We start from the raw sequence: 23317 nt of genomic DNA, 5'->3' as shown, positions 1-23317 counted from the left end.
ATCGTCCACAAAATTTGTCGCCTCTATACCAATAATGAAGAGGGACACAATGATTTGTTTCAAGAAATCACGATTCAACTTTGGAAGGCATTTCCAAAATTTAGAGGGGAAGCCAAATTTTCGACATGGGCTTATCGCGTGGCATTGAATACAGCCATTACCCTGTATCGAAAAAATACCCGAACCGTTGCCACCGTTGACTTTGAAAAAGCGAGCTATTTTATCAAGCAAGAGGATTACAATCCCGAAGAGGAAGAGCAACTAAAGTTGATGTATCAAGCGATTCACCAACTCAACGACATTGAAAAAGCATTGATTTTCATGTATTTGGAAGAGAAAGATTATAGTGAAATATCCGAAACACTCGGAATCAGCGAAGTCAATGCGCGTGTGAAAATGAATCGAATAAAAGGAAAATTAAAAAAAATACTAAATCCGTAACGAATGATGAATGAACTGGATTTATTAAAAAAGGATTGGAACAAACAAACAAACCCTTTTCCACAATTACAAGAGTCGGATATCGCTGCCATGATTCACAAACGATCGTCATCGATTGTAAAATGGATTTTGATTATCAGTATATTAGAAGTAACTCTTTGGACCGCGATTAGTTTGTTTTTTAACACCGACGAAGTGATGGTTAAAAATCATACCGAATATATGATTCCCTACTTCAAAATAACCACCTATTTCAACTATGCGGTAGTAGTGGCGTTTATCTATGGATTCTACGTCAATTATAAAAACATTTCGACCTTGCGTTCGACCAAAAAATTGATGCAAGACATCCTAAAAACACGACGTACGGTAAAATACTATGTATGGTATAACCTAATCATGATTGGATTGAGTGCTATCGCAGGGTTTGTTTTGGCTTTTGTCGCCAATCCGCAAATGCAAAAAATTAGCCACAATCCCAAAGCCATGGTGATCACGATCATAATTTTAGTCGTTTTCTCATTGGCATTCTTTGGTATTGCAGCATTGTTTTACTACCTTATATATGGTACGTTAATGAAACGTTTGTTCCGAAACTACAACGAATTGAAAAAAATTGATTTATAATGAAAAAATTAGCGCTACTTCTCGGTGTATTGTGCTCGGTGTGGAATTATGCACAAACCCCCAAAACATTACTTTGGAAAGTTTCTGGGAATGGATTAACCCAACCCTCGTATGTGTTTGGTACCATTCATATTACTTGTGATGCAACGTTAAAACCTAAGGTATTGGAGGCCTTGGAGAAAACACAACAAGTTTGTTTAGAATTAGACATGGACGACCCAAGCCTACAAATGGTCATGATGGCAGGGATAAACATGAAAAATGGTCAGCGTTTGGATTCCTTGCTTTCTGCCAAAGACTTTGCAACGGTTGATGCTTTTTTAAAGAAACACTTGGGGTATTCCGCTAAAATGGTGAATACCATGAAACCTTTTATGGTCACTGCCATGTTGTACCCAAAAATGTTAACCTGCCCCATGCAATCGGTGGAACAAGAATTGATGAAAGTAGCTAAAAGTGAGAACGAAGCGATCATCGGACTCGAAAAAGTGATGGAACAAATGGCCGTATTTGATGCCATTCCTTATAAAGAGCAAGCCCATGAATTGGTAAAATTGGCCGAAAAAGGAATCGAATTCAACGGCTCTGAAACCGAAAAAATGTTGGCCTGTTACACCAAAGAAGACCTCGATGCGTTAATGGAATTATTTAAAAGTTCAGAAACCCAATTTTATTCCCAATTCGAAGAAGAACTTCTCAACAAACGCAACCGAAATTGGCAATCGCGACTTCCGAAAATTATGGCAGAAAAGCCAACTTTTATAGGTGTAGGTGCCGCGCATTTACCTGGAAAAGAAGGTGTATTACAATTGCTTAGAGATTTAGGCTATTCAGTTGAACCCGTATTGTAAAAATCTACCAGCGGCGCAATTCATTTAAACGCTCTTGTTCCTCTAAAACTTCGGCGGGAATGACTTTTAAAAAAGAAGGATGCTGCTCAATAGCATATTCAATTTTTTCTACTAACTCCTCAATAGACTCTCGATCGTAATCAATTTCGAGGGGAGGTTTTATAGTGAAGGATTGTAAAATATTTTTCTTTTTAATCCGCAATCCTTTTTTATCAAAAGAACGTCGGAATCCATCGATCACTATAGGCACCACTAAAGGTTTATGCTGTTTTATGATATGGGCTGTCCCTTTACGGACAGGTTTAAACGACTTCGTGGTCCCTTGTGGGAAAGTGATAACCCATCCATCAGCTAATGCTTTCAAGATGTTTTCTGTATCGTTGGGATTGACCTCTTTCTTTTCATCAATATCTTTCCCGCCCGAACGCCAAGTGCGCTCTACCGTTATTGCCCCCGCATAAGCCAATATTTTTGGCAATAATCCCGAGCGCATGGTCTCACCCGCAGCTACATAATACACATTCAGTTTGGGATTCCACAAATAACCTAAATTGCGAATATTATTTTGACGTCCGCTCAAACTAGCATTAAAGACGTGAAACATTGCTACAACATCGGCAAAATAGGTTTGATGATTGGAAATAAACAATACATTTTGTTCCGGCAACTGACGTAAGATTTCAGAACCTTCAATTTGTAGCTCATTGAATCCGCGATACCGACGATGCGTAATCACACCTGCAATACGGATAAGCCATTTTTTTAAAAATAAGATATGTCCAAACGGATTGCGTTTAATCAACTTCATAGCGCCAAAATGGGAGCTAAAGATACAAAGAATTATACGGATAACAAGGACTTAAAACTGTCTTTCAATTCACTTACTATCATGGCTGTTGCTCCCCAAATAATTTGATTTTCAATTTGAAATGCAGGCACTTCAGTAGATTTTGAATATGAGGTAGCCAAACGCATTGATGTTAAATTTGCATCTTCTAATAAATGCGTTAATGAAAATTCTAAAATTTCAGACACTTCCTCTACTTGCAACACAAAATTGGGCCGTTTATGTCCGTAAGCAAGAAAAGGGAAGACTTGAAAATTACTGGGTGGAATGTATACCGAAGTTATCGGTTTAATCAAGGAAACGTGTTCAGGTATAATCCCTACCTCCTCCTGGGCTTCCCGCAAAGCAGTGTGCCACAAAGAAGCATCTTCCGACTCGACTTTACCCCCAGGAAAAGCAATCTGACCCGAGTGTACCCCAGGATATTCATTTCGACGGATAAATACGGTATGCATGACCTCTTCAATGGGATATAAATAAATTAAAACAGCTGCTTGACGAGCATTGTCAGGAATATTCCCAGTATAAAGTGCCCGACGACGTTCCTCTGGCACTACTTTCTCATGAGCAGAAAGCGCAGGCAAGGGATGCTGTTGAAGAAGAGGAATTAAAGCTTGAAAAGTGGCAAACGTCATAACACGTAATAATGTTTAAATTTACCAAAAAAAACGGCATGTATAGTAAGGATGAAAAACAACTTTTAAAACGTGAATTTTGGGCTACATTTGGCACTAGTTATCCACGAAAATGGATGTTGTATGACACTCAAATTAAAGATGTTAGTTTCAAATTCTATGTTGATAATCGTATGGCACGCGTGCAATTGGATATCGAACCTCGCGATGCTGAAAAACGAAAAATATACTATGAAAAAATAGAATCTTTACGAACCCTTTTACTAGAAGAACATCTTCCCAATGCACTTTTTGAAAGACATTTGACGTTAGAAAACGGAAAAACAATCAGTCGCATTTGGGTCGAACTTGAGGCCGTTAATATGAACCGAAAAGACGATTGGGACCGTATTCATCACTTCTTCGCAACCCAAATGCACGCTTTTGAAGAATTTTTTATGGAATACGTGGACTATATACGCGATCTCGATCTAAACACCTAACATAATTCATAACTCATAAATATTTACGCCGCACCGATAAAAAAGAAGGAAGAAGCCGTCTAACAACTAGAAACAGCTTCTTTTTTTTATTCATCTCGAGTGAATCCAAAACTTTGTTTACCTACTGTGAGCACAAATCCTTGTTTATCATCGGTGAATTGAATCTTTAATTCGGCGGGATCAAACGCAAACAAATGATTGCCTTTATCTTCGAGCGAAATCGAAGGTTGCCCCGATGCATTCAACATCAAATTGCCATCGTCCTCGGTCAACTCAATTTTCACCGGAATTAGTGCGCTTGAATAGTTCCCAGTATAGGCAGAAAAATCTTTAGTTTTTGCTATGCCATCCTTTTGTAATGTCCAAGTATTGTTTTCTGAATTAATATCGGGATAATCATGGTCAGGATCCAAAGTAATTGAAGCCAAAGGTTCTGTTGAAGGAATACGGAAGGTCCAATATACATTGCGCTTCCAAATCTCAACCGGTAACGAAAGACGTCCTGTGGCTCCCGACTCCGTTTTATACTCAACCACAACAGGTATCGGCATACGCTCTAAATTGGCGATGGTCACGATGGTCCCGCGCTTGGGGTCGTTTTTCTCATAACGCACTTTCTTGATCGCTTGATCGGCACGCCAATTGTTGTAAAACCAACCCCGCCACAACCAACTTAAATCTTCACCGCTCACATTTTCCATTGTACGGAAAAAATCTTCTGGTTGCGGATGCTTGTAAGCCCAACGTTCGATATACGTTCGCAAGGCAAAATCAAATCGCGCTTCACCCAGAATATTTCGCAATATCGTCAAACCAGCACCCGGTTTATAATACGCTAGAATTCCTAAGTTTTCCTCTTGCATATTATCGGGAGCAGCCATGATGGGCTCCATACTTGGATTCATTAATACACCCGCAGCGGCATGCATATCCTCTTTGGGTTGGCGGTATTCGCCATTATTAAAATCTTGTGAACTGATGGAGTTGATGAATGTATTCAATCCTTCATCCATCCAGGCGAAAAGGCGCTCATTGGAACCGACAATCATAGGAAACCAAATATGTCCAAACTCGTGATCGGTTACTCCCCAAAGATCGGCACCTTTTGATTCCCAACTACAAAAAACAATCCCAGGATATTCCATCCCACCTTCATTTCCAGCGACATTAATGGCGGTAGCATACGGATATTCGTACCAACGTTTGGAATAATTTTCAATAGAGGCTTTGGTATATTCCGTTGAACGCGCCCAAGCCCCTTGCCCATCGCTTTCAATAGGATAGGCCGAGATTGCTAGAGATTTTTTACCACTAGGCAAATTAATTCGAGCAGCATCAATAATAAAAGCCGGTGAGGTTGCCCAGGAGAAATCACGGGAATTACTGATTTTAAATTTCCATGTAAGCTGTTTTTTGGCGGTAGGTCGCGATTCAGGTACGTTAATTTCACTAGCGCCACGAATAATTACTGTAGCATCACTGTTTTTGGCCGTATTCCATCGCTTTACTTGCTCGGGGGTATATACTTCGCTAGGATTTAACAATTCCCCTGAAGCCACCACGATATGATTGGAAGGTGCTGTAATGGAGACTTCAAAATCTCCATATTCTAGGTAAAACTCTCCTGCGCCTTGGTACGGATGGGTATTCCAACCGCGAACGTCGTCATACACACACATGCGGGGATACCACTGAGCCATCGTAAAAATGCGTCCGTTCTTGGTTTCGAGCACACCCATACGGTCTGACCCATAATCGGGGGAAACAAAGGAAAAATCCATTTTGATTCTAATCTTCGATCCGTTCCCTGCCAAACCTTGTGGTAATTTGATTTGCATTCGGGTATCGGTGATGATGAAGGGCAACTCTTTTTCCGACGTTTTGCCATTGACTTGCGTGACGATTTTTAACGATTTGATTTGAAAACCACCATCAAAATCCTGACCTTTTGCACCATTACGGCTTCCTTTCATCGGAATAACCGCATTGCCGCGCGAATCTTTTTTAAATAAATTTTGATCCAAATTCATCCACAAAAATTCCAATTTATCCGGACTGTTATTCGTGTAGGTCAAAAACTCTGTTCCCGAAACTTCTTTGGAATCTGCATTAAGAGTAACAGCAATTTGATAATCGGCACGATTTTGCCAGTACTTGGGTCCGGGTTGTCCACTCGCCGACCGGGTATCGGTTCCATTTTTGATGTAAAAATGATTTCCGAATGCTTCATTGTAGTCGTAAATAGATTCTGGACGTTGCTGCTGGGCTAGGGTCACTGTCGAAAACAATCCCAAAAGTCCCAATAAAAAGGGTTTCAATACGCGTTTCATGCTTGTAAAATTAAGTACAACAAATAAATAAAAAAAAGTACCATTTTCCTTGGATTTTAACTAATTTCACACAAAGCAAAACCATGGCGTCGCTATTTGACCCTTTTCCCTATCTCGAAACCCCGCGTCTACGACTACGACCTTTACGTCCCTCCGATTGGGAGGCGATTGTAGCACTACGAGGTAATCCCGAAAGTATGCGCTACATTCCACGGCCGATAATCACCGAGAAAGAAAGTGCCTTGTCGATGGTTGAAATGATACAACAAAAAATTGACGATGGAACAGGAATTAATTGGGTGATTACTGAAAAAGATGCCGATGAAATGTTGGGAATCATTGGACATTATCGCTTGAAACCTGAACATTTTCGCAGTGAGATAGGGTATATGTTGCTCCCTAAAGCACAAGGAAAAGGGATTGCTGCTGAAGCTATTCAAGCTATTCTCGCCTACGGATTTGAGCAGCTGCATTTACACTCTGTAGAAGCGGTTATTGACCCTAATAACGAAGCTTCCATAAGGTTAATAGAAAAACTAGGTTTCGTCAAAGAAGCCCATTATAAAGAAAACGAATACTTTAATGGGCGTTTTTGGGACGCTTTGGTATACTCTTTGTTAAAACGTAATTTTAAGCCTATTGTATGAATGAATTTGAAAAACAATTTCAAGAAATCGAAGATTATTTGAAATTTGAAGATTACCCTCTTGTAATCAAGCGATTAATTGATTTTACTTTGGACACAGAAACCTTGTCGTTCTACCAAGAGATGAATCAATTTTTGGATTGGTTGGACTTCAACGGTAAAGACAATGCGGGTCAAGCGACACGTTTACGTCAATTGATTGATCAACTGTATACTTTTTTGAAAGAAAAACCGCAAGCACCCCGTGAGTTACTAGTATCGTTAAAAGACGTGGTAAAAAGTTACGGCACCGGTCGATTTGGGTTGGGTCCAATCCATTTGGAATTGTATACGGGACAAATTGTAGGTTTGGTCGGCGAAAATGGTAACGGTAAAACTACACTTTTGCGTAGCCTTTGCGGTGAATTGCATCCCTCGGGGGGGACGATCACCTATCATTTTAAGTATACCGATCGCTACGACCTACGGACACAACTGGTTTACATTCCCCAACGTACGGATACTTGGTACGGCTCGATGTACCAGAATCTGATTTTGACGGCTTCTTCTTACGGGTACGATCCCGAAATGATTGAACCGTTGACGCAATTGATAATCACGCGATTGGGATTACGAAAATACCGTTTACACTCCTGGAACAGTCTATCGTCAGGATATAAAATGCGATTTGAACTGGCCCGAATGTTGTTGCGAAAACCCAAGTTATTGTTGATTGACGAACCTTTGGCCAACTTAGACATCTTGGCCCAACAAACGATTTTGGAGGATTTCAGAGCCATTGCAAAATCACCATTTCGACCGATTGGCATTGTACTGAGTTCGCAACAATTGTATGAAGTGGAAAAAACCTCCGACCAAGTCGTTTTTTTAAAACAAGGTATCCAAAAAAACCTACGACAAGAGTCGTCATCGACAGCAGATACATCCGAAAATTTCTTGGTAATTGAATTTGAAAGTTCCTTCACACAAGGGGAATTAGGTAATGTACTTCAACCCCTAGGTTTAGAAAGTTTACAATTCAATGGCGGTACATTTATCGCTACATTTCCCGAATCGGTAACGCGCTTACAATTTTTGGAATGGGTTACCCGTCACGAAATTCCGATGCCTTACTTTAGAGATATTTCACAATCTACCCGTCGCTTTTTTGTTTCTTAAATTCCTTTATCATTATGTTTAAATCGATTCAACAACGCCTTTTACTTCGTTATCCCCTACTTTGGAATACCAAGATTGTTCCCTTGGGAGCCCTACTTTTGGCGTTAAATTTGTGTTTTTTCATCTTAGGATTTGCCCTGAATGGAATTACATTTGAAGAGACTCATCGCAATTTTTTTGATTTTGATGCAACGCTTCTCTTGCTGTCTTTGGTGATTTCGTTACTCGTACTGATTTTATGGCTGGTAAATTATTTTAAAAATAATATACTGAAATCATTTTACCCCACCACAAAATACCATGTATTTAAAGAATGGGGATTGATTTTTCTGCTATGCTTTGGAATCTCCTCGCCTATTTATTGGTATAATCTCGGGAAGGAAACGCGCTACCGCAGTTATTTTTCGAGAGAAGAATTAGAAAAACGTTGCCTTACGTTACGTGCAGGTTCCTTCTTTCTAGACGGTTCATATGCCTACCATGAGAGTGATGATACAGTGGAAGTAGAAGAGGCAGCAGTAGATACTGTGTCAGTTGATAGTGTAGAAACGAATAGTGAGGCGCGAAATTATTTCATGTATCGCGGTAAAAAATACAAAAACACTTCACTACTGAATAAAAACGTTAACAGTTATACGATTTTTGATGAAAAAAGTGATTCGCTTGCCATTGAGAAATTGAAATTTTGGTTGGTCACCCAACAAAAAGACTCGTTGAAACAACTTTTTACCAATTATTTAAAGATTGTGAAAGAACACCAATTGGAGGCTAATATTGATGCTGAAAAATGGCTCACTTTAATCAACGATTATCCTTTGTTTGAAAAAAGTCACACCATAGGTCCACAAATGACTAATGACGAATATTATCCCGATATGTATAATAATCAAACGGTGGTGCGCGATACGATTGATCGGTATATTGCTCGTGACAAAACGGGAACTGAACAAGAATTTTACAAATATTATGTGCCGGAGAAGAATTTGAATTTTAACTACGATCGCATGGCTGATGCCCATGAAGATCCCGATATTAATTTGGAAACCCTAATTATCCCAGTATATTTTGCGCTGGGCCTTTCGCTACTCATTTTATCGTTTCGGGTCACCTCAGGCCGTTCGTGGTTGATTAGTTTGATTGCTGTAATCATAATCAACATCATTTTGGGAATTTGCAGCGTAATCATTAGTTCCTCCTTTACCTATGGGATTGGCTATTGTATCGTGTTTGTGATTGTAAGTGTCTTGTTTTTCAATACCGTAGGACAAAACCGAACAAAAGGCTATTCGGGCGTTGTATTAAATCTCTTTTTATGGTTACTTCCGGGATTGATTCCCCTACTTTATGAACTGATTGGATCCTATTTACGTATGCAATACAATGCGGTCTACAAGGTTAATTTCCAAAACTCAACCGCCTACCAATTTAATCAATGGATGGAAAATCATGTATTTGAAATCAATTGGACAAATATTTTACTATTGAGTATTGCAATGGTCTTTATCGGAAAAAAAATAAGACTGTGGCGCGGAATCGCCGAAGCATAAAAAAAGAAGCCGTCTCACAACCGAGGCGGTATTTTTATGTTTTTTTCTTGTTTTAAAAGATGATTTTTCGTATACTTATAATTGATATTTAGATGATTACATATGAATATCAAACCTTACAATCAGCGTCAAACCATACTTTTACCCTATTCTTTTGACGATTTAATTTCTGAGAAACATCCGGTTCGAATAGTTGACCATGTAGTTGAGTCGTTAAATATTCAACCTTTTTTAAAAGCATATAACAAGGAGGGCAGGCAGGTTTACAATTTAAAATTCAAAACAATAAAAAAAGGCACCAAAGAGCATAATTCATAACTCATAACTCATAACTCCTAATACCCTTCAGTAGGAATTTCAATCTGGTATTTCTTTTTCCCTGAATTGACCAACTTCTTGTCGCGCAACCACGGATTGTGGATTTTCAAGATTTTATAATTGACCCCCTGCATTTTGGCAAACTTCGCCAAATCGGTAATCGAACTGTCGACTTCAACGATTTTGGTGGGTAAATTTTCATACAATTCATGCTGACTCAAATCAAAACCATACAGCTTCGGATTTTGCATAATCGCCTTTAAGGCCAAAATTCGAAACACATAACGATGGGTTTCATCGGTCAACAAAAGATCGTAATAGTCCGTCACACCTTGTTCTTCCAATTTGCGCGTAATGCCACTCATCCCCCCGTTGTAACTAGCCGCAGCCAACGTCCAAGAACCAAATTTTGCTTTGGCCGCCAACAAATATTTGCAAGCCGCTTCTGTCGATTTTTGCAAATGATAGCGTTCGTCTACCGTTTCGGTGACCTCCATGCCTTTTTCTTTGGCCGTATCGGGCATAAACTGCCAAACCCCACGTGCTCCCGCCGACGAGACCGCATTGGTCAAGGCACTTTCAATGACCGCCAAATATTTGAAATCATCAGGCACGCCATACTGCTTCAATATAGGTTCCATCACCGGAAAGGCACGATTGGCTCGCTTCATAATCAGTAAGGTCGACGAATGTAAATTGGCATTCACCAGCAACTCGCGATCAAATCGTTCTTTCACATCGGCCAAATGCAAGGGCGTGGGTTCGCCTGCAAAATCAACCTTCGGCGGAAAATACTGCGACGTCCCTTCGCGAAGTAACTCTTTACGCGCATCATCCGAAAGTGCAAAAATAAAAAGACTGGTAAGTACCACGGCCAACGCTCCTGTAGCCATCCAACGTATCGGTTTCATAGGACAAAGCTTTTTAGTTCAACGCAACATCGCACGGTTTCGTATCCATGCTACAAAGAATCGTTACAAAACTACAAAAATCAGTCCAAACCCCCTATTCTTCAGCCAAAATGGAGGGTAAATGAGAATTAAGCCAACGGTATTTACTCAAAATCATGGCATGAGTACCGTCTTTTACAGGAATGTAGTGGGTAATATGTTTCGGAGGAAAAACCTCGTCTTGCGTTCCATGTATATGAATGACCGACGGATCGGGAATAGCACGGTCCCAACAAATGACCTGCTCAATCGCCCAGTCCAAGTAACGCTTGTCGCGCATGTGTAAAAACTGTTCATACAAATGCAATTTGCGTTTCAACGAATCCCCAAAAGCATACTTGACCAATTTTTCCACATCTTGAAGCCAACCCGTAGGCAATAACTTATAGGCTTTGGTGGTTCGCGCTACTTTAAAACGACGGGGGAATTCGTGTTTCGATTTGACACTGGAAATAATAACAACCTTTCGGGGTTGCAAATAAGCCTGCATTTCTTGTACCAAAATCCCACCAAATGATACCCCTACCAAAATCGCTGTGGGATCGTGAACCTGAGCCGCCATCCGCTGGGCATACGACGCTAATGTTTCCTCGGGTTCGGGCAAAAACCACTCCAACAAATGAATTTCAAACGATTCCTTCGGTAAGGAAATGCGCGCAAAAATAGAAGTGCTCGCCGCAAGTCCGGGCATAAAATAAACTGGGATGGGCTTCATACTAAAAGATTTAACGTACAGAACGATGGGAGTTTTCCAAATTATTCCGAAATTTGCCTAAAATTAATGAATACTACGTAAACAAGATGAACTCAGAGTTAATTTTGGAACAAATGGAAATTAAGGATAACACCTTTGCCCGTCAATTTGAAACGACGTTCAATGGGGAATTAATTTCTGTGGAATATTCCTTTCAGGAGAAAAAAATCTTCCTGACCCGCATTAACGGTACAGAAAATGAAGCTTTTGTGACCGAATTATTGAAAAATATTATGGAAATCGCTTACGAACGCAAATTAAAAGTCGTCCCCGTTTTCCCTAAGGTAGCGGCATTTATGCGGAAACATCCCACCTACCGCGATTTACTTCCTCCCGGCATTCGAATTTAATCAAACCCCTATAGGCCGTTTCCCTTGAAGCGGCTTTTTTTTATCTTTAAACCATGAACACCGAAGAACTACGCGACAACATTCTCGAATTTTTTGAACACATCGAAAAATACTACGGCTGTGCCACCGAAATCACGGAAGGCCTCATGACAAGCACCGAAGAAGTCGAGGCTGAAAATACCACTTGGAACTTATCCGAGTTCCAACTCGTGCGTTCGGCCTATCGCAATGTGGGAAACCGTTTTATGCTAGAAGGCTCAGGTGTGTACTACGAAATCGCTGCCGAAAAAATCATCGATTTTAAAAACCCCGGCCGTCATAAATACGAATTTGTCGAAATCTACGGCTACGGTGTCTACCGCATCACCCGATTGCATTTTCGATTGAAGTATTAGAACGCAAAGTATTTCTATTTATCTCGATAAAAACCAAACCAATTAACTATGACCCATTTCCAAGTAGAATATAAAAATATTGAAATTGTAGCCATTAAAATAAAATGTACTAGCCAAAAGACAATTTCTCAAAAAAAAATCAAATGAAAAAACGCTTCTCCTCCCTATTTCTTGTTATTCTTTTATGTTCTTTATGTTCATGCAAGTCAACCCTTAACATCCTTCCATTAAGCCCAAAACAATCTGAAAATGCCAAAAGATTAGATTCTCTTTACAGTGAAATGCACCAATATGGGGAATTTAATGGAAATGTCCTTATCGCCGAAAACGACACCATCATTCTACACAAAAGTTATGGAATAGCAAATAGAGAAAAGGAAATACCTCTTGACACCAATTCCGTTTTTAACCTAGCCTCAATTACCAAACAGTTTACAGCAACTGCAATTTATTTACTCGCAAATGATCATAAGCTCTCGCTTGATGATGACCTAACTAAATTTCTTCCTGAACTTCAATATTACAATGGGATTACTATCAATCATCTTATTCATCATACCTCGGGGTTGCCTGATTATATGAATCTTTACAGTGAGAAAGGAGATCAATCTAAACTAGCGACTAACGATTACATTATCGAGTTATTCGCAAAAGAAAAGCCCGAATTACTCTTCAAGCCCAACGAAAAATGGAATTACAGTAACACCGGATATGTTTTGCTCGCTTCAATTATCGAACGCGTTTCTCACACATCGTACCCCGTTTTTTTAGGAGAAAGAATTTTTATTCCTTTAGCTATGACCCAAACAAATGTTTATTGTATACATAAAGATAACCTGAACGTTAAAAATCTAGCTATTGGCTATGAAGAAGATGCTTCAGGAAACTATTTAGGAAACATAGCGTATGCCAAATCTTTTGATGGCGTTTATGGCCAAGGGAGAATATATTCCACAACATCTGATTTATTCAAATGGCTCAAAGGATTAAAACGTAATCAACTACTTTCAGCAGCACAAACAAAGTCCCTCTTCACGAATTACCAATTAAATTCTGGGGAAAATACAAATTATGGTTTTGGTTGGTTCCTAAATACACATAAAGATTATGGAAATTACATAGACCACACAGGCAATTGGGCAGGTTACATAACATTGATTGAGCAGCATTTAGACAATAACAAAACGGTCATTATGCTTCAAAACAACGGAAATGCCACTGGTAAAACAAAAATCCCATTTGTGAATACCCAAAAAATAATGTACGACCAAAAAATCGAACCCAACCTAAGACTTTCTGATGAAATTCAAAATAAATATAAGGGTATATATGTATCTGAAAAAGGTAATGAGACAAAAATCGTTTGAAAAGACAAGTCGCTTTGGGTTATTTTGAGTTCAACTATGAAGTTTGAGCTGCTACCCAATACAACAACTAAATTTACAATAGATGGATTCAGTCCAACAGTTACGTATGAATTTTTCACTAATCCAGAGGGAGTTGTTGAAAAATGCATCGTTCAACAACCAGCACAGGGAGTAAACCTAACATTAATAAAGAAAAATTAGAAAATTATTGGATTGATTTACCCATTTTAAAAATTGGATAGTAAAGTATCAAATTGAAGTGTATTTTGATACCGCTTTGAATCTTTAGTAAAACAGCAACATGGTTCATTAAATCGGAATCGTAATGAACCACAGCCACATTTAATAAAATTTTCTAAGATAATATTAGAATTTACACCTGAACATTCACAAACGCAATCCGCACACCACCATACTCATCAATATGCGTCAACTGCACTTCGTGTAACGTATTCACCAATTCAGGATTCCATGGGGTTTTGACTTTGACATAATTTTCGGTAAACCCATAAATGTAGCCTTCTTTGTTTTCGCCTTCAAACAAAACCGTGCAGGTGGTACCCAGCTGACTTTCATAAAAGGCACGGCGTTTTTTGACCGACAAGCCACGCAACATCTTGCTGCGCTTGGCGCGCACGTTATGCGGCACCACACCGTCCATCAAAGCGGCTTCGGTATTATCGCGTTCGGAATAGGTAAACACATGCAAATACGAAATATCCAGTTCGTTCAAGAAATGATAGGTTTCCAAGAAATGTTCATCCGTTTCACCTGGAAAACCCACGATCACATCGACGCCAATACACGCATGGGGCATGACTTCACGGATTTTAGCGACGCGTTCCGTATAGAGTTCGCGCAAATAACGGCGCTTCATCTTTTTCAAAATAGCATTGCTGCCCGATTGTAAGGGAATATGAAAATGAGGGACAAACGTGCGACTCTGCGCTACAAATTCTATGGTTTCGTTTTTCAGCAAATTGGGTTCGATCGACGAAATACGCAAACGTTCAATTCCCTCCACTTCATCTAAGGCTTGCACCAATTCCAAGAAAGTATGCTCGTGTTTTTTGTTGCCAAATTCGCCTTTACCGTAATCCCCAATGTTAACACCAGTCAAAACGATTTCTTTAATCCCTTGTTGGGAAATTTCTGCGGCATTTTGCAACACATTTTCCATAGTATCGCTACGGGAAATACCGCGTGCCAAGGGAATGGTACAATACGTACATTTATAATCACAGCCGTCTTGGACTTTCAAAAAGGCTCGCGTTCGATCGCCAATGGAATAACTGCCCACATAGAAATCGGCTTCCTCAATTTCGCAGGAATGCACCTCGCCCAAGTCGTTTTTGGACAAATCGTGAATGTAATCGGTGATTTTAAATTTTTCGGTAGCGCCCAAGACCAAGTCGACGCCATCAACAGCGGCTAATTCTACAGGTTTCAATTGCGCATAACAACCTACAGCGGCCACAAACGCTTTTTCGTTAAGCTTTAAGGCTTTTTTTACCACTTGTTTGAATTGTTTGTCGGCATTGTCGGTTACCGAACAGGTATTGATGACATATATATCGGCTACGTCTTCAAAATCGACACGTTCGAATCCTTCGTCTTGAAAATTTCTCGCAATAGTAGAGGTTTCAGAGAAATTGAGCTTACAGCCTAGGGTGTAAAAGGCTACTTTTTTTTGCTGTTCCATAGTGTATACAACCCTTGAAATCGTTGTCAAGCGATTGCGGCCGCAAAGGTAAAGATTTTTCTAATGTGTCACTATACGAATTGAAAAATGTACCCATCCCTTTTTGAATACATTCTCCAACTCAGTAGCTCAGAATCTCAGCGGCTCAGCGGCTCATTGACACATCGCCACACCTACCTAACGGCAGGCAGGTTGACACATCGCCACATTGACCACATTGACACATTAACGAAATTTCTTCGTCTCCTCAAACACATGCTCCAAAATACGCGCCTCGACTTCATCAAATTCCACATGACGTCTTGCCATAACGATTTTGGCCGTTTGAATCGCTTTATGGGTGAGATAGGTTGTCATTCCCGAAGCACCACCCCAACTGAAACTGGGAACAAAATTGCGCGGGAATCCCGACCCGAATATATTTGAAGAAACCCCCACAACCGTTCCGGTATTGAACATCGTATTGATCCCGCACTTGCTATGATCGCCCATCATTAAACCGCAGAATTGGAGTCCGGTACGCGCAAAACCTTCCGTTTCGTAGCTCCATAAGCGAACTTCCTCGTAGTTGTTTTTTAAATTAGAATTATTACTATCAGCGCCAATGTTGCACCATTCGCCCAACACCGAATTTCCTAAAAATCCGTCGTGACCTTTGTTGGAATAGGCAAATAAAACCGAATTATTTACCTCACCTCCCACACGACAATGAGGCCCTACAGTGGTTGCTCCATAAATCTTGGTTGCTAACTTTACTTGCGCTTCTTCGCACAAGGCAAACGGACCACGAATTACTGAACCTTCCATGATTTCGGCATTTTTACCGATATAAATAGGCCCCGTAGACGCATTCAACGTGACAAATTCCAATTGCGCTCCTTCTTCAATAAAAATATGTTCGGGGGCGATTACATTGACCGACTTGGGTATGGGTTGCGAATGACGATCGGCCGTAAGCAGTTCAAAATCCTCTCGAAGGGCGGCATCATTTTTGGCAAAAATATCCCAGGTATGCTCGATTTTTAAACACTCATCCTCAAATTCAAGGATTTCATACGTATCAAAATCCACCTCTTCTTGGGAGTCGTTGGTGTAAAAGGCAATCACGTCTTCGCCACGCATAATCGCTTGATTAGGCTCGAGGTTGCGCACCATTTCTACCAATACCGCATTGGGTAAATACGCCCCATTGAGCATGACATTGGCCTCCATTTCGACCATAGGAAACTTTTCCGACAAGTACTCTTCGGTGAGTGTTGTCGTGGTCGAACCCAAATATTTTTCCCATTTTTCACGAATGGTCAATATCCCAATGCGAATATCACAAACGGGTCGAGTAAACGTAAAAGGTAAAAGGGCATTGCGGACTGGGCCGTCGAAGAGAATATAGTTCATGAGTGATTTTTTCAGCTAATGGGTCAAAACTACGAAGAAATAGGCAATAAAAAAACCACCCCGAAGGATGGCTTTTTCTATTTGAACACACAATAAATACGAATTACTTACCGTGCTTAGCGTATTTAGTTTTGAACTTATCAATACGTCCTGCCGTATCAATCAATTTCGATTTACCTGTATAAAATGGGTGAGAAGTACGAGAAATCTCCATTTTAAACACCGGATATTCCACTCCGTCTACCACGATAGTTTCTTTAGTTTCTACAGTAGATTTCGTAATAAATACATCCTCGTTTGACATATCTTTGAAAGCTACCAATCTGTAATTTTCTGGGTGAATACCTTGTTTCATCTTGTAAATCTTTTTATTAGTTATGAAGCAGTTAGCCTTGATGCTTTTATTCTCAAAAAGGTATCAGCGCGCTGCAACGTTTAGTAATCCTTTTAATTTTGAGTGTGCAAAAATACAACTAATTTTCAATTTTCAAATCTATTTTGCAACTTTTTTGAAAAACAAGCGACACATAATGTCTCAGTTAAATTTATATCTTTGTTTCACTTAAAAAATTTGGGAATATGAATCCTATTGTAAAGAAAAACGCCGTAAACTACGGTATTGTGCTAGCATTTGTCTCGATGTTAATCAGTACGATCATGTACGTCGTCGATTTGAAGTTGTTTGTCAATATGGGAATTGGCTTTGGACAGATTTTGATTTTCTTAATTGTCTACGGTGTAATGCTCCACAAAACCAAAAAAGAAATGGGCGGACAAATGACTTTTAAAGACGCGTTTACCACCTATTTTATTGCCGCGGGTTTGCGGGTAACGCTAGCGACTGTATTCATGATCTTTTTGTTCAACGTGGTCGATGTTGAAGCGAAAGAAATTGTAAAAGAGCATACGGTAAAATTTCAAGTCGAAATAATGCAAAAAATGGGCTCTACCAAGCAACAAATGGAAGAGGCCATTCGACAACTGAAAGAAAGCGACCAATTTGGAATCGCAACTCAAATCAAAGGTATGGCCTTCGCCTTACTCGGAATTTCAATTACAGGTCTTATCTTTGCGGCCATTTTTAAATCCAAAGAGCAAACATTTTAGATGAACATCTCCATCGTTATCCCTTTACTCAACGAACAAGAATCGTTACCCGAACTCCACCAATGGATCAAAAAGGTAATGGACCAACACCAATATACCTATGAAGTGTTGTTTATTGACGACGGGAGCACTGACCGTTCTTGGGCGGTTATTGAATCGTTGTGCCAAGAAAATCCCTGTGTAAAAGGCATTCGCTTTTTTCGCAACTATGGCAAATCACAAGCCTTACATGCCGGTTTTGCCCGTGCGCAAGGCGATGTGGTGATTACTATGGATGCCGATTTACAGGATAGTCCAGATGAAATTCCCGGCTTATACAAAATGATTACCGAGGAAAATTATGACTTGGTTTCCGGCTGGAAAAAGAAACGGTACGACAATGTGGTCACCAAGAATTTACCCTCCAAACTTTTTAATTGGGCCGCGCGAAAAACCTCTGGCGTTTACCTTAACGATTTCAATTGTGGCCTAAAAGCCTACCGAAATCTCGTGGTGAAAAACGTAGAAGTCTCAGGCGAAATGCACCGCTATATCCCTGTACTTGCCAAAAACGCTGGATTCAATCGTATTGGTGAAAAAGTGGTCATTCACCAAGCGCGTAAATACGGTGAATCCAAATTTGGAATGAGCCGATTCATCAATGGGTTTTTGGACTTAATTACCATTTGGTTCCTTTCCCGTTATGGCAAACGACCCATGCACTTATTTGGAGCCTTCGGAGCGTTGATGTTTGTCCTCGGATTCCTCTCTACGGCGTTCATTATTGCGGTAAAACTCATCAAACTCTACACCGGTTTCCATACGATTTTGGTCACCGACAACCCTTTATTTTACATTGCGCTTACTTCGATGATTATTGGTACTCAACTCTTTTTAGCAGGTTTTCTTGGCGAAATTATCTTACGCACCAAAAACAACGAAGAGCGGTACAAAATTGCCGAAGAGCGGTAATTAGTTCAACACCTAACACTAGCTTACAATACGTTTAAAATGCCTATGGAACCCTCCTTAGTAAATAAAGTAAACGAATGGTTGACCCCAACCTTTGACGAGGCCACCCAAGCGGCCATTCGAGAAATGATGACTACCAATCCGAAAGAATTGGAAGAAAGTTTCTATAAAAATCTAGAATTTGGAACGGGCGGAATGCGCGGCATCATGGGCGTGGGAACCAACCGCATCAACCGCTACACCCTCGGAAAAAACACCCAAGGACTCTCGGATTATTTAAAACAAGCATTCCCAGGTGAAGCACTCAAAGTGGTTATCGCCTACGATTGCCGCCACAACAGTGATACTTTAGCCAAAATCGTTGCAGATGTCTTTTCGGCCAACGGGATTCACGTATACTTGTTTTCCGAGATGCGACCCACACCCGAACTCTCCTTTGCCCTCAAAAATTTACAATGCCATGCCGGTATCGTTTTGACAGCCTCGCACAATCCACCTGAATACAACGGATACAAAGTGTATTGGCAAGACGGCGGACAATTAGTACCGCCACAAGATGAAGCCATTATTGAAGTGATTGAAAATGTGCGTTACGATGCAATTCAATTTGCCGCCAATGCCGAACTAATCGAATACATCGACAGCGCTATCGATGATGCATTCGTAGCCTCTACCCTAGCCAACGCAAGTTTCAACACTCCAAAAGAAGCCCGAGAAGGGCTAAAAATCGTTTATACTTCGCTTCACGGAACGTCTATCAAAGCCATTCCGTCCGTACTCACCGCAGCGGGTTACAGCGATTTAAATATTGTTCAAGAACAAGCCGAACCCAATGGCGATTTCCCAACCGTAAAGTCACCCAATCCCGAAGAGCCTGAAGCGCTCACCATGGCATTGAATTTGGCCAACGAAATTGGCGCCGATATCGTGATTGGAACCGATCCCGACTCCGACCGACTAGGCGTGGCCGTGCGCAATACGCAAAATGAAATGGTATTGTTAAACGGCAACCAAACCATGGTCATCATGACCGCCTACCTCTTGGAACAGTGGAAACGTGCCGGAAAAATCAACGGCAAACAATTCATCGGTTCCACCATCGTATCCACGCCCATGATGCTCGAATTGGCCTCGACTTATAACGTGGAATGCAAAGTGGGGTTGACCGGTTTCAAATGGATCGCCAAATTCATCAAGGATTTCCCCGAACTCCAATTTATCGGTGGCGGTGAAGAAAGTTTTGGATACATGGTCGGTGATGCGGTACGCGACAAAGACGCCGTAGGTGCTACCCTTTTGGTCTGCGAAATTGCCGCTCAGGCCAAAGCCGCTGGTAGTTCCCTCTACCAAGAGTTGCTCAACCTCTACCTCGATCACGGTTACTATAAAGAACATCTTATTTCGCTCACCAAAAAAGGAATTTCAGGCCTGCAAGAAATCAACCAAATGATGATTGATATGCGCCAAAATCCGGTAGCTGAAATCAATGGCCAACGGATCGTGTGTATCGAAGACTATCAAACCTCCAAAGGACGTGATGTGCTGAACGGAAGCGAATTTGACCTGACCATTCCCAAATCCAATGTATTGATTTACTATTTGGAAGATGGTAGTAAAATCTGTTCCCGACCTAGTGGTACCGAACCCAAAATCAAATTTTATTTCAGCGTTAATGCGCCCCTCGCCTCACGGGAAGAAATAGGGTCTGTTGAAGCCATTTTGGACGAAAAGATTAAAAATTGTATCGCCGATATGGGCTTAGACGCATGAAAGAAATCATCCACAAACTAAAACCGTACATCTACCCCTTCAAACATCATGTGGTGGGAAATGTTATTTACAATATTCTTTATGCCTTATTTGGAACATTGTCCTTTATTACACTTATCCCCATGATGAAAGTCCTTTTTGACCAAACGAAAAAGGTCTACGAAGCGCCTGTCTATACCAATTTTTCAGAGGCAAAGGACTACCTGGAGAATCTTTTGTACTATAAAGTCACGCAATTCACCGACTCAGGAACACCTCAAAATGCCCTTTTCCTGGTGGTTTCGATTGTCATTGTTACGTTTTTACTAAAAAACATAGCGGGGTATATGGCCTCCTACCACATGATGCATTTACGCACCAATGTTATGGCCACCATACGCAACGAAATGTATCAAAAAATCATTTCCCTCCCCATCTCATTTTTTTCCGAAAAACGAAAAGGCGACGTAATGACGCGGATGCTAGGCGATGTAGGGGAAATGCAGAATTCCTTTTTTATGGTGCTGGAACTAATCATCAAAGAGCCGCTCACCATCATTTTCTCCATCATCATGATGTTTACCATGAGTTGGGAACTCACCTTATTTGTCTTTATCTTTATTCCCATCGCTGGATTTATCATTTCGTTGATTGGAAAAAGTCTCAAATCACAATCCCTGCGCGCCCAAAACGAAGCAGGATACCTTATTTCACTGTTGGAAGAAACGCTCACCGGACTCAAAGTGGTCAAAAGCTATACGGCCGAAGCGAACTTCAAAAGCCGCTTCGAACAATCCGTGCACCGGCTTTTAGTGCTCTCCAACAAAATCGGGAAGAAAAACAACCTCGCCTCCCCTTTGAGTGAATTACTCGGCATCATAACGATAGCCGTTTTGCTCGTCTATGGCGGAACGCTGGTTTTGATTGACAAATCCTTATCCGGTCCCGTATTCCTTTCGTTTATGGGATTGGCGTACAACATTCTAACCCCTGCCAAAGCGATTTCCAAAGCCTCATATGCTGTAAAAAACGGTACTGCTGCCGCCGAACGGGTTTTTGAAGTACTCGAAGAAGAAAATACCGTGAAGTCTGAACCCAATGCAGTACAAAAATCCGACTTCACCGACAACATCACGCTATCGCATGTCAACTTTGGTTACCAAGACGAACGTGTACTGAAAAACTTTTCACTGACCATTCCCAAAGGAAAAACTGTTGCCTTGGTGGGACAATCGGGCAGTGGAAAAAGTACGTTGGCCAATCTACTCACCCGCTTTTATGATGTCGACGAAGGTAAAATTGCCATCGATGGCGTTGACATCAAAACCATGGACATCCATGCCCTCCGCCGTTTGATAGGCTTGGTTACCCAAGATTCGATTTTATTCAATGACACCATCGAAAACAACCTGCGCATCGGGAAACCCGAAGCTACTGAAGCCGAATTAATCCACGCCTTGCAGGTCGCCAATGCCTATGATTTTGTGATGGAATTACCCCTAGGACTCCAAACAAACATCGGAGATGCGGGAGGAAAACTCTCCGGAGGACAAAAACAACGGATTTCTATAGCCCGCGCTGTACTCAAAAACTCACCCATCATGATTCTCGATGAGGCCACTTCAGCCCTCGATACCGAAAGTGAAAAAGCAGTGCAGATTGCCCTCGAAAATATGATGCAAAACCGCACCTCTATTGTCATCGCCCACCGTTTATCAACCATTCAAAACGCCGATACCATCGTGGTGCTGCACAAAGGCGAAATCATCGAGCAAGGTAATCACGCCGAACTCATGGCGCTGGAAGGTACGTACGCCAAATTGGTAACGTTACAGAGTTTTGACTAATTCCGTTCTATTTTTAGGCAGCAAGAACTCCTGTTTTCAAGCACTCACCCACACCCGTGCTCCACTGTATCTTTGGGCTAAACCCCAAAGGATGCCGTTGCGCCCGGGGCTGAAAACCAACACCTTTTTTCAAAAAAAAATCCGCTACGGCAGCGGATTGTATTCTTGAGGAGTCCATGTCGGTGAAAGTAAATCGATAAAGTAGTAATGCACTTTATCTTTTTTATCAAAGGCTCCATTTTTATTCAAATCCTCAATTGCCCGAAAATACAAGCGTCCTAACCCTTCCAAACAATTCCAATCAATCAACTCTTGATACTCCGTGGTGAGTTTGGTAAAATGTTGCCCCTCCAAGGTACTCACATACAAACTGCGAATGTCGTTGGCATTGACAATTCCATCCTGATTGGTGTCGTTGTCTTGTACTTCATAGACCAAGAGTTTCGCTTTCCCTTTTTCGGCCAAACCCTGCAAATAGGCAATGCGCTCAATACGAATCGGTTTGTCGGTTAAGGGGCGTAAGGAATCTTTGGGACTCACTTGAAACTTAATATTGGAGAGGTTGCCTGCAATTTCAAACTCGACGGTATTCGATACTTGATAACTCACCCCGCTGTCGTAGCGACTACTGCTAAAGTCTGCACCGCCTTTACTCCCTTCGTTCAAAGCTATCTCCCCCACCGGAAATAACAACACCGAGGTACCTGGAAATTGAACCGGCAAATCACACAACGTTAGTAAGGTACCGTCTTTTTTCGCTTCCTTTTTGGGAGTCGAACTTTTGGAATAAATTACTTTTGGCTGCGTTGGGGTTTCTTTACAACCCACCAAAAGCAATAGCGATAAGGCAAAAGTCAATCGTTTCATA

23 protein-coding genes are annotated in these 23317 nt (G+C 41.0%); 14 read left to right on the top strand and 9 right to left on the bottom strand.

All coding sequences use genetic code 11. The annotated features are described in order from the left end of the window. The 3 genes from ABWO12_RS03855 to ABWO12_RS03845 all read left to right on the top strand — a co-directional run. Nucleotides 1-441: RNA polymerase sigma factor (locus tag ABWO12_RS03855; RefSeq protein WP_353087379.1), on the top strand; the 441-nt coding region annotated here is incomplete at its 5' end. 3 nt (nucleotides 442-444) lie between these two features. Beyond that, nucleotides 445-1068, top strand: a complete 624-nt coding sequence (locus tag ABWO12_RS03850; RefSeq protein ID WP_353087377.1) for a DUF8845 family protein — start codon at nucleotides 445-447, stop codon at nucleotides 1066-1068. Next, nucleotides 1068-1919 carry a TraB/GumN family protein gene (locus tag ABWO12_RS03845; RefSeq protein ID WP_353087375.1) on the top strand — a complete coding sequence of 284 codons (852 nt, stop codon included), beginning with the start codon at nucleotides 1068-1070 and terminating at the stop codon, nucleotides 1917-1919. Before ABWO12_RS03850 ends, ABWO12_RS03845 begins: the two co-directional genes overlap by 1 nt. A 4-nt stretch (nucleotides 1920-1923) precedes the next feature. On the opposite strand, the gene ABWO12_RS03840 is transcribed toward ABWO12_RS03845, so the two are convergent. Together ABWO12_RS03840 and ABWO12_RS03835 are read right to left on the bottom strand one after the other, a co-directional pair. Continuing rightward, complete coding sequence (locus tag ABWO12_RS03840) at nucleotides 1924-2727, bottom strand: lysophospholipid acyltransferase family protein (RefSeq protein WP_353087373.1); 804 nt, start codon at nucleotides 2725-2727, stop codon at nucleotides 1924-1926. Nucleotides 2728-2759: 32 nt separating this feature from the next. Next, nucleotides 2760-3401: an NUDIX hydrolase gene (locus ABWO12_RS03835; protein WP_353087371.1), complete on the bottom strand. Its 642-nt coding sequence runs from the start codon at nucleotides 3399-3401 to the stop codon at nucleotides 2760-2762. Between the two features lie 38 nt (nucleotides 3402-3439). Here ABWO12_RS03835 and ABWO12_RS03830 point away from each other — a divergent pair, with 38 nt between their 5' ends. Further along, nucleotides 3440-3883, top strand: a complete 444-nt coding sequence (locus ABWO12_RS03830; protein ID WP_353087369.1) for a DUF4268 domain-containing protein — start codon at nucleotides 3440-3442, stop codon at nucleotides 3881-3883. Between the two features lie 86 nt (nucleotides 3884-3969). On the opposite strand, the gene ABWO12_RS03825 is transcribed toward ABWO12_RS03830, so the two are convergent. Continuing rightward, a complete protein-coding gene (locus ABWO12_RS03825) occupies nucleotides 3970-6213 on the bottom strand; it encodes a M1 family metallopeptidase (RefSeq protein WP_353087367.1) in 2244 nt (747 codons plus the stop codon). Nucleotides 6214-6296: 83 nt separating this feature from the next. Here ABWO12_RS03825 and ABWO12_RS03820 point away from each other — a divergent pair, with 83 nt between their 5' ends. From ABWO12_RS03820 to ABWO12_RS03810, 3 genes are read left to right on the top strand one after another with little or no spacing between them, the layout of a single operon-like run. Beyond that, nucleotides 6297-6860 (top strand): GNAT family N-acetyltransferase, encoded by a 564-nt coding sequence (locus ABWO12_RS03820; RefSeq protein WP_353087365.1) that lies wholly within the window; start codon nucleotides 6297-6299, stop codon nucleotides 6858-6860. Beyond that, nucleotides 6857-8017, top strand: coding sequence for an ABC transporter ATP-binding protein (locus ABWO12_RS03815; protein WP_353087363.1), 1161 nt, complete (start codon nucleotides 6857-6859; stop codon nucleotides 8015-8017). The genes ABWO12_RS03820 and ABWO12_RS03815 overlap by 4 nt, the downstream gene beginning before the upstream one ends. 14 nt (nucleotides 8018-8031) lie before the next feature. Further along, on the top strand, nucleotides 8032-9564 hold the full coding sequence (locus ABWO12_RS03810) for a hypothetical protein (RefSeq protein WP_353087362.1): 1533 nt from the start codon (nucleotides 8032-8034) through the stop codon (nucleotides 9562-9564). A gap of 335 nt (nucleotides 9565-9899) precedes the next feature. On the opposite strand, the gene ABWO12_RS03805 is transcribed toward ABWO12_RS03810, so the two are convergent. Further along, a complete protein-coding gene (locus tag ABWO12_RS03805) occupies nucleotides 9900-10793 on the bottom strand; it encodes a lytic transglycosylase domain-containing protein (protein ID WP_353087360.1) in 894 nt (297 codons plus the stop codon). A 94-nt stretch (nucleotides 10794-10887) separates the two neighbouring features. Further along, nucleotides 10888-11547: an alpha/beta hydrolase family protein gene (locus tag ABWO12_RS03800; protein ID WP_353087358.1), complete on the bottom strand. Its 660-nt coding sequence runs from the start codon at nucleotides 11545-11547 to the stop codon at nucleotides 10888-10890. 113 nt (nucleotides 11548-11660) lie between these two features. Between ABWO12_RS03800 and ABWO12_RS03795 the strand changes: the two genes are divergently transcribed. The 3 genes from ABWO12_RS03795 (at nucleotide 11661) to ABWO12_RS03785 (ending at nucleotide 13698) form a co-directional block, all read left to right on the top strand. Continuing rightward, on the top strand, nucleotides 11661-11936 hold the full coding sequence (locus ABWO12_RS03795; protein WP_353087387.1) for a GNAT family N-acetyltransferase: 276 nt from the start codon (nucleotides 11661-11663) through the stop codon (nucleotides 11934-11936). A 53-nt stretch (nucleotides 11937-11989) separates the two neighbouring features. Next, entirely contained in the window at nucleotides 11990-12331 is a 342-nt protein-coding gene (locus tag ABWO12_RS03790) for a hypothetical protein (RefSeq protein ID WP_353087356.1), read from the top strand. A gap of 143 nt (nucleotides 12332-12474) precedes the next feature. Then, nucleotides 12475-13698 carry a serine hydrolase domain-containing protein gene (locus ABWO12_RS03785; RefSeq protein WP_353087354.1) on the top strand — a complete coding sequence of 408 codons (1224 nt, stop codon included), beginning with the start codon at nucleotides 12475-12477 and terminating at the stop codon, nucleotides 13696-13698. A 373-nt stretch (nucleotides 13699-14071) separates the two neighbouring features. Here ABWO12_RS03785 and mtaB read toward each other — a convergent pair whose 3' ends face one another. The 3 genes from mtaB to ABWO12_RS03770 all read right to left on the bottom strand — a co-directional run bounded on the left by mtaB (nucleotide 14072) and on the right by ABWO12_RS03770 (nucleotide 17150). Next, the gene (gene mtaB / locus ABWO12_RS03780; RefSeq protein ID WP_353087352.1) at nucleotides 14072-15400 is read right to left on the bottom strand and encodes a tRNA (N(6)-L-threonylcarbamoyladenosine(37)-C(2))-methylthiotransferase MtaB; all 1329 of its coding nucleotides are present in this window, start codon (nucleotides 15398-15400) and stop codon (nucleotides 14072-14074) included. Nucleotides 15401-15625: 225 nt separating this feature from the next. Beyond that, entirely contained in the window at nucleotides 15626-16795 is a 1170-nt protein-coding gene (locus tag ABWO12_RS03775; protein ID WP_353087350.1) for a GlmU family protein, read from the bottom strand. 103 nt (nucleotides 16796-16898) lie between these two features. Continuing rightward, nucleotides 16899-17150 (bottom strand): type B 50S ribosomal protein L31, encoded by a 252-nt coding sequence (locus ABWO12_RS03770; protein WP_073363251.1) that lies wholly within the window; start codon nucleotides 17148-17150, stop codon nucleotides 16899-16901. 224 nt (nucleotides 17151-17374) lie between these two features. On the opposite strand from ABWO12_RS03770, the gene ABWO12_RS03765 reads away from it, so the two are divergent. Genes ABWO12_RS03765 through ABWO12_RS03750 form a run of 4 tightly spaced genes read left to right on the top strand, consistent with a single transcriptional unit; the run spans nucleotide 17375 to nucleotide 22449 of the window. After that, on the top strand, nucleotides 17375-17902 hold the full coding sequence (locus tag ABWO12_RS03765) for a DUF4199 domain-containing protein (RefSeq protein ID WP_353087348.1): 528 nt from the start codon (nucleotides 17375-17377) through the stop codon (nucleotides 17900-17902). Further along, nucleotides 17903-18853, top strand: a complete 951-nt coding sequence (locus tag ABWO12_RS03760) for a glycosyltransferase family 2 protein (protein WP_353087346.1) — start codon at nucleotides 17903-17905, stop codon at nucleotides 18851-18853. It begins immediately after the preceding gene. Between the two features lie 39 nt (nucleotides 18854-18892). After that, nucleotides 18893-20623, top strand: a complete 1731-nt coding sequence (locus ABWO12_RS03755; protein WP_353087344.1) for a phospho-sugar mutase — start codon at nucleotides 18893-18895, stop codon at nucleotides 20621-20623. Then, nucleotides 20620-22449, top strand: coding sequence for an ABC transporter ATP-binding protein (locus tag ABWO12_RS03750; RefSeq protein WP_353087343.1), 1830 nt, complete (start codon nucleotides 20620-20622; stop codon nucleotides 22447-22449). Before ABWO12_RS03755 ends, ABWO12_RS03750 begins: the two co-directional genes overlap by 4 nt. 144 nt (nucleotides 22450-22593) lie before the next feature. Here ABWO12_RS03750 and ABWO12_RS03745 read toward each other — a convergent pair whose 3' ends face one another. Next, nucleotides 22594-23316, bottom strand: a complete 723-nt coding sequence (locus tag ABWO12_RS03745; protein WP_353087341.1) for a hypothetical protein — start codon at nucleotides 23314-23316, stop codon at nucleotides 22594-22596. Nucleotide 23317 lies beyond the last annotated feature (1 nt).

It is taken from the genome of Flavobacterium sp. (assembly GCF_040379285.1).
GTDB lineage: Bacteria > Bacteroidota > Bacteroidia > Flavobacteriales > Flavobacteriaceae > Flavobacterium.
This window is presented reverse-complemented; position numbering and strand designations above follow the sequence as displayed.

Coding starts and splice junctions, on each gene's coding strand:
- ABWO12_RS03840 (WP_353087373.1), bottom strand. CDS start 2,727: ATGAAGTTGATTAAACGCAATCCGTTTGGACATATCTTATTTTTAAAA.
- ABWO12_RS03770 (WP_073363251.1), bottom strand. CDS start 17,150: ATGAAACAAGGTATTCACCCAGAAAATTACAGATTGGTAGCTTTCAAA.
- ABWO12_RS03805 (WP_353087360.1), bottom strand. CDS start 10,793: ATGAAACCGATACGTTGGATGGCTACAGGAGCGTTGGCCGTGGTACTT.
- ABWO12_RS03760 (WP_353087346.1), top strand. CDS start 17,903: ATGAACATCTCCATCGTTATCCCTTTACTCAACGAACAAGAATCGTTA.
- ABWO12_RS03795 (WP_353087387.1), top strand. CDS start 11,661: ATGGAAATTAAGGATAACACCTTTGCCCGTCAATTTGAAACGACGTTC.
- ABWO12_RS03800 (WP_353087358.1), bottom strand. CDS start 11,547: ATGAAGCCCATCCCAGTTTATTTTATGCCCGGACTTGCGGCGAGCACT.
- ABWO12_RS03745 (WP_353087341.1), bottom strand. CDS start 23,316: ATGAAACGATTGACTTTTGCCTTATCGCTATTGCTTTTGGTGGGTTGT.
- ABWO12_RS03790 (WP_353087356.1), top strand. CDS start 11,990: ATGAACACCGAAGAACTACGCGACAACATTCTCGAATTTTTTGAACAC.
- ABWO12_RS03775 (WP_353087350.1), bottom strand. CDS start 16,795: ATGAACTATATTCTCTTCGACGGCCCAGTCCGCAATGCCCTTTTACCT.
- ABWO12_RS03765 (WP_353087348.1), top strand. CDS start 17,375: ATGAATCCTATTGTAAAGAAAAACGCCGTAAACTACGGTATTGTGCTA.
- ABWO12_RS03820 (WP_353087365.1), top strand. CDS start 6,297: ATGGCGTCGCTATTTGACCCTTTTCCCTATCTCGAAACCCCGCGTCTA.
- ABWO12_RS03830 (WP_353087369.1), top strand. CDS start 3,440: ATGTATAGTAAGGATGAAAAACAACTTTTAAAACGTGAATTTTGGGCT.
- ABWO12_RS03810 (WP_353087362.1), top strand. CDS start 8,032: ATGTTTAAATCGATTCAACAACGCCTTTTACTTCGTTATCCCCTACTT.
- ABWO12_RS03785 (WP_353087354.1), top strand. CDS start 12,475: ATGAAAAAACGCTTCTCCTCCCTATTTCTTGTTATTCTTTTATGTTCT.
- ABWO12_RS03755 (WP_353087344.1), top strand. CDS start 18,893: ATGCCTATGGAACCCTCCTTAGTAAATAAAGTAAACGAATGGTTGACC.
- mtaB (WP_353087352.1), bottom strand. CDS start 15,400: ATGGAACAGCAAAAAAAAGTAGCCTTTTACACCCTAGGCTGTAAGCTC.
- ABWO12_RS03815 (WP_353087363.1), top strand. CDS start 6,857: ATGAATGAATTTGAAAAACAATTTCAAGAAATCGAAGATTATTTGAAA.
- ABWO12_RS03750 (WP_353087343.1), top strand. CDS start 20,620: ATGAAAGAAATCATCCACAAACTAAAACCGTACATCTACCCCTTCAAA.
- ABWO12_RS03845 (WP_353087375.1), top strand. CDS start 1,068: ATGAAAAAATTAGCGCTACTTCTCGGTGTATTGTGCTCGGTGTGGAAT.
- ABWO12_RS03850 (WP_353087377.1), top strand. CDS start 445: ATGATGAATGAACTGGATTTATTAAAAAAGGATTGGAACAAACAAACA.
- ABWO12_RS03835 (WP_353087371.1), bottom strand. CDS start 3,401: ATGACGTTTGCCACTTTTCAAGCTTTAATTCCTCTTCTTCAACAGCAT.
- ABWO12_RS03825 (WP_353087367.1), bottom strand. CDS start 6,213: ATGAAACGCGTATTGAAACCCTTTTTATTGGGACTTTTGGGATTGTTT.